This is a genomic window from Kitasatospora sp. NPDC001660, from assembly GCF_053596725.1.
Genome location: NZ_JBSFGU010000002.1, coordinates 1 through 13550 on the forward strand (window position 1 = coordinate 1; position 13550 = coordinate 13550).

Genomic DNA, 13550 nt, shown 5'->3' on the forward strand with positions numbered 1-13550 from the left:
GTCCAGGGCGACGACGCGGGTCTCCCCCTCCCCGTAGACCTTGTTGAGGCCGGTGGCGCGGGCGGCCGCCCGGCCGGTGCGGACGGCGGTTGCGGTCGACGTGGTCACGGGGGTGCTCCTTGCTGGTCGCGGATTCGTACCTCCATGCTCCGTCGCGTGATCATGGTCTATCGTCGCTCCGCCGAACGGTTGGACCGACCACCGCTGGGTGTACGGGAGCCCGGCACCCTCCTCCTGCGGTATGACGGCGACCCCGAGGGCGGGTCGGTGGCCTGAACCAGTGCCCTTCGTGGCCGAATTGCAAACAGTTCGTCAGATGGCAAGGAAACATGACAACTTCCCGGGCCGGGAACATGCGAAAGGGTGAGCCGGGCGACTAGGCTCAGGGGTGGTCCGCAGGACGCCCGGATGGTGGAACGCAGACACGGGCAGCTTAAAACTGCTTGGCCGCGAGGCCGTGCCGGTTCGAGTCCGGCTCCGGGCACCGCTCGACTCGCGGGGGCGCCGCCGGGCGTCCCCGCCGTGAGTCCTCCCGATGGATCATCCTCGCGGCGTATCCCGATATTTTTGCCAAGCCATTACCCTGGTGCGGGGCGGTGCGGTGCCGCCACGGAGGGAATGAGCAATGAGAAGCAGCAACCCGGTCTTCTCGCGGGAGGGATCCTTCACCCGCGAGCCCGGCTACGCGGGGTTCGGAACCACCGCGCAGGCCGGGGGCCCCTACGGCAACAACCCGTACGCGGGGAGCCCCTACGCCCAGCAGCCTCTGGGGCAGGGCCCGCTGACCGACGAGCAGCTGTACGCGATGTACAACGGCCCGTCCGCCGGCCCGCTGGCCACCGGGCGGATGACGCTCGACGACGTGGTCGCGCGCACGGCCATGACGCTGCTGACCCTGGTCGCCGCCGGCGCGGTGGCCTGGTTCACGCTGCCGTTCGAGAACTTCGGCTTCGCGATCGGCGCCAGCCTGGTGGCCATGGTCATCGGCCTGGTCGTCTCCTTCAAGCGGAGCGTCAGCCCGCCGCTGATCCTGCTGTACGCGGGCCTGGAGGGCTTCGCCCTCGGCGCCGCCACGCACGCCCTCAACGTCAAGCTGCCGGGCATCGCGATCCAGGCGGTGCTGGGCACGGCGGCGGTCTTCGCGGCGATGCTGTTCGCCTACAAGAGCGGGCGGATCCGGGTCACCCCGCGCTACACGCGGATCGGCATCGCGGTCGCCATGGGCTTCGTGCTGCTCACGCTGATCAACGTGATCGCGATGGCCTTCGGCGCCGACCTCGGCCTGCGCTCCGGCCCGCTCGGCATCGTGGTCGGCCTGATCGGCATCGGCCTCGGCGCCTTCTTCCTCTCGCTGGACTTCGCGGCCATCGAGGAGGTCATCGCGCAGGGCGCGCCGCAGAAGGAGGCCTGGCGGGCCGCCTTCGGGCTCACCCTGTCGCTGGTCTGGATCTACGTCGAGATGCTGCGCCTGATCGCCATCCTGCGCGGCGACGACTGATCCCGGTTCCTCGCCGTCCACACTGCCGCCGGGCCCCCGGAGCGCGAGACGCTCCGGGGGCCCGGCGGCGTCTAGGCTCCCTGTCATGCATGACGTACAGCCCCTGGTCGAAGCCGTCGACTCCCTGGCGGACCGTTTCCGTTCGCTGCCGCAGAGCAAGCTGTTGGGCGCCGTGCCCGGGTATCCGTCGCGGGCGGCGGCCGTGTTGGCCCTGGCGCGCCGGCTGGCCGCGCTGGGGGGCGCCGTGGAGGGCGGGCCGGAGCGGGAGTTCCCGGACGCGGGGCCGTTCGCGGTGGGGGACCAGCTGGCCGTCGCCGGGCACGACCTGGCGGTCGCGCTGGCGGCCCTGCCGGAGGGGGCCGAGGTGGCGCTGGCGCAGGAACTGGGCGGGCCCGCCGGGGCGTCCGCGGTGCTGGCCGGGGCGGTGGCGGCGGTCGGCGAGACGGCCGCGCTCTGCGGGTAGGCGGGAACGCCGAAGGCCGCCCCGGTCGGTAACCCCAAGACCTGGGCGGCCTTCGACGCCGTGCGGTGAGCGGCCGTCAGATGCTGGCGACCACCCGGTCGGCGAGGACGTAGACGGCCTCCTCGTCGGTGGAGAAGGTCAGCGAGTACGAACCGGAGAAGCGCGAGCCGCCGAGCAGCCGGACGTGCTCACCGGCCCGGACCGCGTCGATCAGCCGGTAGGCGGCCTCCCGGTCGCCCGGGGCCACGCACAGCGTGGTGCCGTCGGCGAAGGCGTACACGTCCAGGGTGCCCAGCGGGCCCGGGCGGACGTCGACCAGGGCGACGCTCTCGTCGGCGAGGGTGGCCAGCCGGGTGTCGGTCCACTCGCGGGACGGCGCCTGGCTGGGCACGAAGTCGGGGTGCGAGGGGTGGCGGCGCGGGTCGGGCACGGCGACCGGGGCGTCCCCGACGACCGGCTCGGCGTCCAGCAGCCCGGCCTCCAGACCGGTGGCGAGCAGGTCGGCCTCGCGGCGGGCGCGGACGTCACCGGCGGCCTCGGCGCCGGCCGGGTGCCCGGGGCGCAGCGGCGCGCCGCCGTCGGTGCCGGGCTCGGCCGGGGTGGCGCCGCCCTCGCCGATCAGGCCCTCCAGTGCGGAGCGCAGCGCCTCGCCGAACTCCGGGTCCATCGTTCCGGCGTTGTCGGCGGCGTCCTGCGGGCCGGTGGGGCGGGGGAAGAACAGCGGCCACTCGTCGGTGCCGGAGAAGGCGCCGGTGAAGGGCGAGTCGAACAGCGGCGCGTCCTCGGCCGCGCGGGCCTCCTGCTCGGCCCAGAATGCCCGGGCCTCGGTGATCTCCCGCTCGCGGTCGGCGGCGAGCGCCTCGGCGACGGCCCGGCGTATCGCGGCCTCGTCGACCGTGGCCGGCGCGGCCTGCGCGTCCAGTCGGCGGGAGAGTCCCCGGAGGTGGAGCAGCACGGCGGTCGACACGGTGATCAGGATCAGCAGCAGGACGGTGTAGACGGCGCTCACGGAACGTACTCCTAGCGAGGAGTGGAACGGGGTTACGCGTCCACATTGCCGCATATAAGGGTGTGGCCGCAGTGACGAATGTCTAATTCGTACGGAACTTTCGTTCTTGTCCCCAAATTGTTAGGTAACACCGTTCCACGCTGCGGAGTCGATCCGCTCCACAGTGTCGATTTCCGGGCCGGAAACGAAAGAATTGAGGGCCGGATCGACCTCGCGGTTGATCCGGCCCTCAATTACTGTGCGTCACTCCACGTGGGTGGTCCAGGCCCCTCGGAGGGTGTCGGGAGGGTCAGCTGAGGCGCTCGACGACCATCGCCATGCCCTGGCCGCCGCCGACGCACATGGTCTCCAGACCGAACTGCTTGTCGTGCCACTGCAGGGAGTTGACCAGCGTGGTGGTGATCCGGGCGCCGGTCATGCCGAAGGGGTGGCCGACCGCGATCGCGCCGCCGTTGACGTTCAGCCGGTCCAGGTCGATGCCGAGGTCCCGGTAGGACGGGATGACCTGGGCGGCGAAGGCCTCGTTGATCTCGACCAGGTCGATGTCACCGATGCTCAGGCCGGCCCGCTTCAGGGCCTGCTTCGAGGCCTCGACCGGGCCGTAGCCCATGATCTCGGGGGAGAGGGCGCTGACGCCGGTGGAGACGATGCGGGCGAGCGGGGTGATGCCGAGCTCGCGGGCCTTGGTGTCGGACATGATGACCAGCGCGGCGGCGCCGTCGTTCAGCGGGCAGCAGTTACCGGCGGTCACGGTGCCGTCCGGGCGGAACACCGGCTTCAGGCCGGCCACGCCCTCCAGCGTGACGCCGGCGCGCGGGCCGTCGTCCTTGCTCACCACGGTGCCGTCCGGGAGCGTCACCGGGGTGATCTCGCGCTCCCAGAAGCCGGACTTGATCGCGGCCTCGGCGAGGTTCTGCGAGCGGACACCGAACTCGTCCTGCTCGGCGCGGGTGATGCCCTTGAGCGCGGCCAGGTTCTCGGCGGTCTGACCCATCGCGATGTAGGCGTCCGGCAGCAGGCCGTCCTCGCGCGGGTCGTGCCACTCGCCGCCGCCCTCCTCGGCGCGCTTGGCGGTGCGGGCCTGGGCCTCGTCGAAGATCGGGTTCATCGTGCCGGGCATGCCGTCCGAGGTGCCCTTGATGCTGCGCGAGACGGTCTCGACGCCGGCCGAGATGAAGACGTCGCCCTCGCCGGCCTTGATCGCGTGCAGCGCCATGCGGGTCGTCTGCAGCGAGGACGAGCAGTACCGGGTGATCGTCGCGCCGGGCAGGTAGTCCATGCCCATCTGGACGGCCACGATGCGGGCCAGGTTGTGGCCCTGCTCGCCGCCGGGCAGGCCGCAACCGAGCATCAGGTCGTCGATCTCGCGCGGGTCCAGCTGCGGCACCTTGGCCAGCGCGGCCTGGATGATGTGCGCGGTCAGGTCGTCCGGGCGGACGTCCTTGAGCGAACCCTTGAAGGCCCGGCCGATCGGCGAACGGGCGGCGCTGACGATGACGGCTTCGGGCATGCTGGGCTCCTCGCTGGGTGACGGCGGACTGACGTCCGGGAGGAAAGTTACCGCCTGGTAGGTCAGGCGTCACCAGCACCGGCGTGTGAGCTGGCCGACGTGTCCCCGGGGTCGGCGGGTGGCTCCCCGGGGAGCCCGGTGGCCGGCGTCTCGTCCGCCCACGGGCCCGGCAGGCCGACCCGCAGGCGGTGGCGCAGCAGCGCCCAGCGGCGGGTCGCACCCTCGGCCTCGACCGCTGTCACCTCGGTGCCCGCCCGGCTCGCCGCGGCCGCTGCGGCCATCGCCACCGGCAGCACCGTCTCGCCCGGGACCGGACCGGCCGGGTGCTCCTCCTCCGGCCACAGGCCCAGCACGGCGCAGACCGACGGCAGGACGGCCATCGCGGCGGTCGCGTAGCCCTGGGCGGACGGATGGTAGCGGTCGGCGGCGAACATCTCGGGCCGCGCGGCGAACTCCGGCCCCAGCAGCGAGCCCAGGGAGACCGTCCGGCCGCCCGCCTCCACCACGGCGATGGTCTGCGCGGCGGCCAGCTGCCGGCTGAGACGGCGGGCCACCCAGCGCAGCGGCGGGCGCACCGGCTTGATCGTCCCGAGGTCCGGGCAGGTGCCGACCACCACCTCGCAGCCGTTCGCCCGCAGCGCCGCGACGGCCTCGCCGAGCTGGCGCACGGCGAGCTGGGCCGGGCTGTGGCGGGTCACGTCGTTGGCGCCGACCATGATCACGGCGATGTCGGGGCGGTGCGGCAGCGCCTGCTCCAACTGGCCCGAGAGATCGGCGGACCGGCCACCGGAACGGGCCACGTTCACCAGCCGGACCGGGCGCTCGGCGACCGAGGCGAGGCCGGCGGCGAGCAGGGCCCCCGGGGTCTCGCGGGAGCGCAGCACGCCGAGGCCGGCGCCGGTGGAGTCGCCGAGGACGGCCAGCACGAGCGGCGGCTGCGGCGCGGCGGCGGCATCGGCGAAGGCCTCGCCGTAGACGCCGTCGGCCTTCGGCGGGTCGCCCTCCAGGACGCCGATGGCCTGCATGGCGAGCTTGCCCTCGGTCAGCAGCAGCCCGACCAGTCCCACCCCGAGCAGACCGAGACCGCCACCGCCGTATGCCGCAGCGGTGGCGATCCGACGGGCCACTCGGGCCCGCGAGTCCTGCGCCCCTGGCATCCGGTGCCCCCCTTCGCGTTCTCGTACCGCCCCCTCCGGGGCCACGGAATTGCCTGTACACCCCTCCTACCCGGATGGGGGGTGTGGCTACCTGTGGGGGTGGGCCATTGGGGGAGGTGTGCGGGAGGGGAGTCCCGGGGCGCGCGCCACGCCCTAGGCTTTGCAGTACCGAAAGCACTCGCATGCCCATAGACCGGGAGGACCCCCGTGCGGTACCACAACTCGATCATCGACCTGGTCGGCAACACGCCACTGGTCAAGCTGAACAAGGTCACCGAGGGCATCAGCGCGACGGTGCTGGCGAAGGTCGAGTACTTCAACCCCGGCGGCTCGGTCAAGGACCGCATCGCGATGCGCATGATCGAGGCCGCCGAGGCCTCGGGCGCCCTCAAGCCGGGCGGCACGATCGTCGAGCCGACCTCGGGCAACACCGGTGTCGGTCTGGCGATCGTGGCCCAGCAGAAGGGCTACAAGTGCATCTTCGTCTGCCCCGACAAGGTGTCCACCGACAAGATCAACACCCTGCGCGCCTACGGCGCCGAGGTGGTCGTCTGTCCGACCGCCGTCGCCCCGGAGCACCCGGACTCGTACTACAACGTCTCCGACCGCCTGGTCCGCGAGACCCCGAACGCCTGGAAGCCGGACCAGTACTCCAACCCGGAGAACCCGGCCTCGCACTACCACTCCACCGGCCCGGAGCTGTGGGAGCAGACCGACGGGAAGATCACCCACTTCGTCGCGGGCGTCGGCACCGGCGGCACCATCTCCGGCACCGGCAACTACCTGAAGGAGGTGTCCGGCGGCAAGGTCAAGGTGATCGGCGCCGACCCGGAGGGCTCCGTCTACTCGGGCGGCACCGGCCGGCCGTACCTGGTCGAGGGCGTCGGTGAGGACTTCTGGCCCACCGCCTACGACCGCAACGTCGCGGACGAGATCGTCGCCGTCTCCGACAAGGACTCCTTCCAGATGACCCGCCGCCTGGCCAAGGAGGAGGGCCTGCTGGTCGGCGGCTCCTGCGGCATGGCCGTGGTGGCCGCACTGGAGGTGGCGCGCGAGCTCGGCCCGGACGATGTCGTCGTGGTGCTGCTGCCGGACGGCGGCCGCGGCTACCTGTCGAAGATCTTCAACGACGACTGGATGGCCGACTACGGCTTCCTGCCCTCGTCCACCGACGAGGCGCACATCGGCGAGGTGCTCGCCCGCAAGGAGGCCATCGAGCAGGCCGGCATCCCGCAGTTCGTCCACATGCACCCGAACGAGACGGTCGCCGAGGCGGTCCGGGTGCTGCGCGAGTACGGCGTCTCGCAGATGCCGGTGGTCTCCCCGGGGGCCGGCCACCCGGACATCATGGCCGGCGAGGTGATCGGCTCGGTCGTGGAGAAGCTGCTGCTGGAGGGCATCTTCGCGAAGGAGGTCGAGCTCACCGACACGCTGGACAAGGTGATGTCCAAGCCGCTGCCGGTGGTCGGCTCGGGCGAGACGGTCACCAACCTGATGACCGTCCTGGAGAAGGCCGACGCCGCGGTGGTGCTGGTGGAGGGCAAGCCGCAGGGCATCGTCACCCGGCAGGACCTGCTCGGCTTCCTGACCGGTCGCGCCGCGCACTGACGCGCCGTCACCGCGCTTCGCCCGCAGGACGGATGTGAAGGATTCGTGCACGGGCGATGTGGTACACCGGCGTCACCTGCCCGCAGCACGCGGTTAACAACGCTCCGGCATGGTGGTGGTCAACGGCAAGACGCCGAGCGAGGCGACGGCGACCGTCCGGGAGCGGCTCCCCGGTGGTCGCGGTCGGCTCCGGACACGTCGGGCGGCCCTGACCCGGCCGGCCGTGTCCGCTCTCCCCGACCGCTCTGCGGAGGGAGGGGCCCCGCCGTGGGAGGCGTCGTCGTCCCGCCCCTGCCCGGCTCCGGCCGGTCGACAGGGTGCGGCGGCTCCCGCGGCCGCCACCGCGCCGAACGGCGCGTCTCCGCGGCTCCCGGGTGGGGGAGTCCGGCGGAGTGCGGTGGGGCCGGTCCTTCTCCGAGGGACCGGCCCTTCCCGTACGCTCGCACACATGACCAGCACTGAAACGACCGGCCAGGACGCACCGCGCTACGTCCGGCTCAAGATCGAACTGATCGCGGAGATCACCGACGAGGGCGCCCTGAAGGCGGCGGCCCTCGAGCAGGTGGCCGACGACGAGTACCTCGACGACGAGGAGCGCGCCCAGTCCGTCGAGGCCATCGAGGTGGACCCGTCGGGCTCGCTCGCCCACTTCATCGACCCGGTGGCGCTGCTCGGCGACGTGCCGGGCGTCGAACTCGCCTCGGCGACCTGGGAGTCGGCGCAGACCGAGTTCGACCCGGACAGCGAGGAGTGGGACGAGTACTCGGTGGAGGAGTCCGCGGAGTAGCAGGGAAGCACGGCTGCGGAAACGCCCGGCCCGCGCACGCGGATCGGGCGTTTTGGCCCCGGCCGGAGGGGCGTTGGGTCATCTCATAGGATCGCTTACCCTTCGGTGGGTGGAACCGCGAACGGGGCGGATTGCGTTTCTGTATCCGTAATGCCCGGGATGATCAGCAGGGAGAACGCGACGTGACGGCACGCGACGGTCAGGGCCGGTCGGCCGGGGGGAACTGGAGCCGGCGCGGCGTACTCGCGGGCCTGATCGGAGCTCCCGTCCTCCTGCTCGCGGCCTGCAACGACACCAAGAGCGCCGACGCGGGCGGCTCCGGCGGCTCGGGTGGCTCCGGGGGCGGCACCCCGGGCTCCGGCGGCAGTGGCGCGCCGAAGACCTCGGCCGCCGTGATCACCATCAGCCCCGCCGACGGCACCGCCGCCGCCAGCTTCAGCGATCCGGTCAAGGTCACCGTCGCGGGCGGCACCCTCGGCAGCGTCAAGGTCGCCGACTCCACCGGCAAGGAGCTGGCCGGCCAGCTCGCCGCCGACGGCACGAGCTGGACCTCCTCCGCCGCGCCGGTCAGCGGGACCAAGTACACCGTCGCGGCCACCGCCACCGACAGGGACAAGCTGGAGGCGGACGCCAACGCCGCCTTCACCACCGCCACCCCGGCGAACACCTTCGTGGGGTACTTCACCCCCGAGGACGGCTCGACGGTCGGCGTCGGCATGCCGGTCTCGATCAACTTCAGCAAGCCGATCACCGACAAGAAGGCCGTCCAGCAGGCGATCACGGTGACGGCCGAGCCGGGCGTCGAGATCGTCGGCCACTGGTTCTCCAGCACCCGCCTCGACTTCCGGCCGCAGGAGTACTGGGCCAAGGGCACCAAGGTGACCGTCCAGCTGCGGCTCAAGGACGTCCAGGGCGCCAAGGGCGTGTACGGCACGCAGTCCAAGGACGTGGGCTTCACCATCGGCCGCGCCCAGACGAGCGTCGCCGACCTCTCCACCAAGAAGCTCACCGTCACCACGGACGGCCAGGTCAGCGCCGTCTACAAGATCTCCGGCGGGGCGCCCGACCACACGACGTGGGGCGGCAAGATGGTCATCTCGGAGCAGTTCCAGCAGACCCGGATGAACTCGCAGACCGTCAACCTCGGCAGCGAGTACGACATCGCCGACGTGCCGCACGCCCAGCGGCTCACCACCTCCGGCACCTTCGTCCACGGCAACTACTGGTCCTCGCCGTCGATCTTCGGCGGCCAGAACACCAGCCACGGCTGCGTCGGTCTCCAGGACGCCAAGGGCGCGCAGGACGGCAGCACGGACGGCTACAAGTTCTACAAGTCCTCGATCATCGGCGACGTCGTCGAGGTCGTGAACTCCGGTGACAAGACGGTCGCCCCGGACAACGGCCTCAACGGCTGGAACATGAGCTGGGCCGACTGGAAGGCCGGCAGCGCCGTCTGACCCGCGTCACCCGACCACGTCATCCGGATTCCTCCCGGGCGGACCGAACCCCGCGGTCCGCCCGAGGAGTCAGACGGGTGTGAAACGCGAGCAGAGACAGCGACAGGACGCCGAGTTCAGCGCATTCGTCGCCGGGAACGGCCGCCAACTGCTGAGGCTGGCCGAGCTGTTGACCGGCGACCCGCACAGGGCCCACGACATCGTGCAGTCGGCGCTCGAACGCGCCTACCTGCACTGGCACCGGATCACCGGCGACGACCCCACCGCGTACGTCCGCCGGATCGTCGTCAACCAGCACCGCGACTGGTGGCGCCGGCTGCGCAACCACGAGATGCCCACCGACCACACCCCCGACCGGCCGCTCGCCGAGGACCTCGCTGAACGGCAGGCCCAACGGGAGCTGCTGCACCGGGCGCTGGGCACCCTCACCCGCAGGGAGCGGACGGTCGTCGTGCTCCGGTACTACGGGGACCTCACCGAGGCCGCGATCTCGGCCGAACTGGGCATCGCCCAGGGCACGGTGAAGAGCACGCTGCACCGAGCGCTGTCGAAGCTGCGCACACTGCCCGAACTCGCCGACCGCTCCGGCGGGCCGGCGGGGCTCACGACGCACATCGAGGTGACGGTATGAGCTTCGAGGACCGACTCGGAGAGCTGCTCAAGAACGAGGACCCGCAGGCGGCCGGGCCTGACCCGGCACTGGTCATCGTCACCGCGCGCCGCCGCCGGGCCAGGCGCAGGACGGGGATCGGGGCGGCCGTCCTGGCGGTGGCCCTCGTCTGCGGGGCGACGGCGGTGACGGCGGGGAACACCGGGCCGGCCGGCCCGGCGAACGAGGCGGGGGCGATCCCGTCGGGCGGCCCGGTGACGCTCGCGCCGGCGGCGCCGAGCCCGACGGCCACGGCGACGGCGAGCCCGCAGGCGCTGCCGCTCCCCGTGGTGAAGCAGGTCGCCCCGGGGGAGAAGGTGCAGGTCGCCGCCGACTTCCGGATCTCGGTGACCAGGACCGAGCGCTGCGACGAACTGGCCGGCCAGGACGGGAGGTTCGTCGCAGCGCCCGTCTGCCGGGACTCCACCAGCGACAACCTCTCGCGCGGCGAGCCGGTCGTCTACTGCCAGCTGGACTCCAACCTCCAGCGCGACGTCGAGCCCTGCATGTACCTGGGGCCGGCCCCCGCGAAGATCGTCAAGTTCGTGGCGGGCAAGCCAGTTCCGGCCACCCTGATCGTCACTCCGGGCATGGAGAACTGGACGGCCTTCTACTTCACCGGTCCCAGCTCGATCCCGCGGATGCGGCCCGGGACGGCGCGGGTGCCGAGCGACCCGATCGGGGTCTACGACGCCCAGGACCGGCTGCTGGCCTCGTCCGACGGAATGGCGCCCGACGGCTCCCCGCTGCACGTGCCGACCGGGCGCTGAGCCGGCCGGGCCGCCCCCGCCGGCCCTTCCGGTCTGCGTCCGGGCCGGGGCGCGGTCACCTCGGGCGGCCGGCCCCGGAGCCGGTCAGCCCTCGGCGGTGCGGGCCACGCCGATCGGGCAGGAGGCGCCGGTGCCGCCGAGGCCGCAGTAGCCGTTCGGGTTCTTGGCGTCGGAGAGGTACTGCTGGTGGTACGGCTCGGCCGGGTAGAACGGGCCGGCCGGGGCGATCTCGGTGGTGATCGGGCCGAGGCCGAGCGCGGTCAGGGCCGGCTGGAAGGCGTCCCGGGTGGCCGTCGCGGCGGCGGCCTGGGCGGGGGAGTGGGTGTAGACCGCGGAGCGGTACTGGGTGCCCACGTCGTTGCCCTGGCGGTTGCCCTGGGTCGGGTCGTGCGCCTCCCAGAAGGTCTTCAGCAGCCGCTCGTAGGAGACCGCCGCCGGGTCGAACACCACCCGGACCGCCTCGGTGTGCCCGGTCAGCCCGCTGCACACCTCCTCGTACGTCGGGTTGGGCGTGTGGCCGCCCTGGTAGCCGACCAGCGTCGTCCAGACGCCGGGCAGGCGCCAGAACGTGCGCTCGGCGCCCCAGAAGCAGCCCAGCCCGAAGTCGGCCACCTCCAGACCCTCCGGGTACGGGCCCGTGAGCGGGTGGCCGAGCACGGTGTGCGGCTCGCGCAGGGCGAACGCCGGCGTCTCCCGGCCGGGCAGCGCCTGGGCGGCGGGGACGAGCGAGGTCTTGTGGCGGTTGAACAGCACGGCCTGCTCCATCGGGGTAGGGAGGGTTGCCCAGGGGTCAACGCGGGGGGCCGTCGTCCCATTCCGTCCCGGCGGTCCGGAGCGGCCCGTCCCGGCATTCCGGCGGGCACCCGGGCGTACGGCCACTACGCTCGGACCCATGACCGAGCACCAGCTTCCCCAGGGCTTCGAGACCCTCGCCATCCACGCGGGTCAGGAAGCAGACCCCCAGACCGGGGCCGTCGTCACGCCGATCTACCAGGTGTCCACCTACAAGCAGGACGGGGTGGGCGGCCTGCGGGGCGGTTACGAGTACAGCCGCAGCGCCAACCCGACCCGCACGGCACTGGAGGAGTGCCTCGCGGCGCTGGAGGGCGGCGCCCGCGGCCTCGCCTTCGCCTCCGGCCTCGCCGCCGAGGACACCCTCCTGCGCACCATCCTCAAGCCGGGCGACCACATCGTGATCCCCAACGACGCCTACGGCGGCACCTTCCGGCTGTTCGCCAAGGTGCTGACCCGCTGGGGCGTCGAGTTCTCCGTCGCCAACACCCAGGACCTGGCGACCGTCCGCGCAGCGCTGCGGCCCAACACCCGCGCGGTCTGGGTGGAGACCCCGTCCAACCCGCTGCTGGGCATCACCGACCTGGCCGCACTCGCCGAGATCGCGCACGGCGCCGGCGCGCTGCTGGTGGTCGACAACACCTTCGCCAGCCCGTACCTGCAGCAGCCGATCCCGCTCGGCGCGGACGCGGTCGTGCACTCCACCACCAAGTACATGGGCGGCCACTCGGACGTCGTCGGCGGCGCGCTGGTGCTGGCCGACGCGGCCCTCGGCGAGGAGGTCGCCTACCACCAGAACGCGATGGGCGCCGTCTCCGGGCCGTTCGACGCCTGGCTGGTGCTGCGCGGCATCAAGACGCTGGGCGTCCGGATGGACCGGCACAGCGCCAACGCCGAGAAGGTCGCCGAGCTGCTGGCCGGCCACCCCAAGGTCAGCCAGGTGCTCTACCCGGGCCTGCCCGAGCACCCCGGCCACGACATCGCGGCCAAGCAGATGAAGGCCTTCGGCGGCATGGTGTCGTTCCGGGTCGAGGGCGGCGAGGAGGCGGCGGTCGAGGTCTGCAACCGGGCGCAGCTGTTCACCCTCGGCGAGTCGCTCGGCGGCGTGGAGTCGCTGATCGAGCACCCGGGCCGGATGACCCACGCCTCGGCCGCCGGCTCGCCGCTGGAGGTCCCGGCCGACCTGGTCCGCGTGTCGGTCGGCATCGAGTCGATCGACGACCTGCTGGCCGACCTCGAGCAGGCGCTGGGTTAAGGGTGCTGGCCCTGTCTGTCCGCGGTGTAGGACTCCATCGCGTGGTTGAAGCGGGCCAGTAGCGCGCAGAACGCGTGCTGCTCCTCCGGGTGCCAGCCGGCCACCAGGCGGCGGGTCAACTCGGCTCTGCCGTCGCGGACTTCGGACAGGCGGCGGGCGCCGAGCGAGGTCAGTGCGAGGCGGACGGCGCGGCGGTCGGCCGGGTCCTGGACCCGGCCGACCAGCCCGGCCGCGACCAGCGGGGCGACCTGGCGGGTCACCGTGGAGGAGTCGACGCCGAGCGCGTCGGCCAGCGCCTTGACGATGGCCGGTCCGTGCCGCTCCAGGCGGTCGAGCAGCAGGTAGGCGGCCCGGTCCAGCGCGCCGAGGCCGTCGGAGGTCCGGACCTGTTCCATCCGGCGGGCGAACACCGCCAGCTGGTACTGGAGTTGGGTGTGCACGGGGTCGGTGCGGTCGGTGGCCTGGGGCGAGGTCGTCGTCATCGCGGCTCACGATCGTCGTGCGGTGAGGGAGGCTCAGAAGCAGCAGCGTACGCGGGCCGGGCGGACCCGGGAACAGTCCCGGCATGCCGGATTGCCGGTCGCCGCCGCCGTAG

The 13550-nt window shown here is 72.5% G+C and carries 13 protein-coding genes, 1 tRNA gene and 1 pseudogene; 9 read left to right on the forward strand and 6 right to left on the reverse strand.

All coding sequences use genetic code 11. The features are described 5' to 3' along the window. Positions 1–108 (reverse strand): annotated as a pseudogene (locus ACWCXH_RS01990) (ABC transporter ATP-binding protein); the annotation flags it as partial. A 294-nt stretch (positions 109–402) separates the two neighbouring features. Between ACWCXH_RS01990 and ACWCXH_RS01995 the strand changes: the two are divergent. The 3 genes from ACWCXH_RS01995 to ACWCXH_RS02005 all read left to right on the forward strand — a co-directional run bounded on the left by ACWCXH_RS01995 (position 403) and on the right by ACWCXH_RS02005 (position 1961). Next, a tRNA-Leu gene (locus ACWCXH_RS01995) sits at positions 403–484 on the forward strand. A gap of 141 nt (positions 485–625) precedes the next feature. Next, a complete protein-coding gene (locus tag ACWCXH_RS02000; protein WP_449799370.1) occupies positions 626–1498 on the forward strand; it encodes a Bax inhibitor-1/YccA family protein in 873 nt (290 codons plus the stop codon). 85 nt (positions 1499–1583) lie between these two features. Next, positions 1584–1961 carry a hypothetical protein gene (locus ACWCXH_RS02005; protein WP_449799371.1) on the forward strand — a complete coding sequence of 126 codons (378 nt, stop codon included), beginning with the start codon at positions 1584–1586 and terminating at the stop codon, positions 1959–1961. Between the two features lie 76 nt (positions 1962–2037). Here the strand turns inward: ACWCXH_RS02005 and ACWCXH_RS02010 are convergent, their stop codons facing one another. From ACWCXH_RS02010 to ACWCXH_RS02020, 3 genes are all read right to left on the reverse strand, one after another. Continuing rightward, positions 2038–2970, reverse strand: coding sequence for a hypothetical protein (locus ACWCXH_RS02010; RefSeq protein WP_449799372.1), 933 nt, complete (start codon positions 2968–2970; stop codon positions 2038–2040). A 289-nt stretch (positions 2971–3259) separates the two neighbouring features. Continuing rightward, the gene (locus ACWCXH_RS02015; protein WP_449799373.1) at positions 3260–4480 is read right to left on the reverse strand and encodes an acetyl-CoA C-acetyltransferase; all 1221 of its coding nucleotides are present in this window, start codon (positions 4478–4480) and stop codon (positions 3260–3262) included. Positions 4481–4542: 62 nt separating this feature from the next. Beyond that, positions 4543–5637 carry an SGNH/GDSL hydrolase family protein gene (locus tag ACWCXH_RS02020; protein ID WP_449799374.1) on the reverse strand — a complete coding sequence of 365 codons (1095 nt, stop codon included), beginning with the start codon at positions 5635–5637 and terminating at the stop codon, positions 4543–4545. Between the two features lie 207 nt (positions 5638–5844). Between ACWCXH_RS02020 and ACWCXH_RS02025 the strand changes: the two genes are divergently transcribed. From ACWCXH_RS02025 to ACWCXH_RS02045, 5 genes are all read left to right on the forward strand, one after another. Continuing rightward, positions 5845–7245 carry a cystathionine beta-synthase gene (locus tag ACWCXH_RS02025; protein ID WP_449799375.1) on the forward strand — a complete coding sequence of 467 codons (1401 nt, stop codon included), beginning with the start codon at positions 5845–5847 and terminating at the stop codon, positions 7243–7245. 448 nt (positions 7246–7693) lie between these two features. Further along, complete coding sequence (locus tag ACWCXH_RS02030) at positions 7694–8032, forward strand: hypothetical protein (protein WP_449799376.1); 339 nt, start codon at positions 7694–7696, stop codon at positions 8030–8032. Positions 8033–8214: 182 nt separating this feature from the next. Further along, entirely contained in the window at positions 8215–9489 is a 1275-nt protein-coding gene (locus ACWCXH_RS02035) for a L,D-transpeptidase (RefSeq protein WP_449799377.1), read from the forward strand. A gap of 79 nt (positions 9490–9568) precedes the next feature. Then, positions 9569–10120 carry a SigE family RNA polymerase sigma factor gene (locus ACWCXH_RS02040; protein WP_449799378.1) on the forward strand — a complete coding sequence of 184 codons (552 nt, stop codon included), beginning with the start codon at positions 9569–9571 and terminating at the stop codon, positions 10118–10120. After that, the gene (locus tag ACWCXH_RS02045; protein ID WP_449799379.1) at positions 10117–10908 is read left to right on the forward strand and encodes a hypothetical protein; all 792 of its coding nucleotides are present in this window, start codon (positions 10117–10119) and stop codon (positions 10906–10908) included. The genes ACWCXH_RS02040 and ACWCXH_RS02045 overlap by 4 nt, the downstream gene beginning before the upstream one ends. Positions 10909–10992: 84 nt before the next feature. On the opposite strand, the gene msrA is transcribed toward ACWCXH_RS02045, so the two are convergent. Further along, complete coding sequence (msrA, locus tag ACWCXH_RS02050; protein ID WP_449799380.1) at positions 10993–11673, reverse strand: peptide-methionine (S)-S-oxide reductase MsrA; 681 nt, start codon at positions 11671–11673, stop codon at positions 10993–10995. Between the two features lie 127 nt (positions 11674–11800). On the opposite strand from msrA, the gene ACWCXH_RS02055 reads away from it, so the two are divergent. Further along, the gene (locus ACWCXH_RS02055; protein WP_449799381.1) at positions 11801–12955 is read left to right on the forward strand and encodes a cystathionine gamma-synthase; all 1155 of its coding nucleotides are present in this window, start codon (positions 11801–11803) and stop codon (positions 12953–12955) included. Here the strand turns inward: ACWCXH_RS02055 and ACWCXH_RS02060 are convergent. Then, positions 12952–13437 carry a MarR family winged helix-turn-helix transcriptional regulator gene (locus ACWCXH_RS02060; protein WP_449799382.1) on the reverse strand — a complete coding sequence of 162 codons (486 nt, stop codon included), beginning with the start codon at positions 13435–13437 and terminating at the stop codon, positions 12952–12954. The genes ACWCXH_RS02055 and ACWCXH_RS02060 overlap by 4 nt on opposite strands. Positions 13438–13550: the final 113 nt, after the last annotated feature.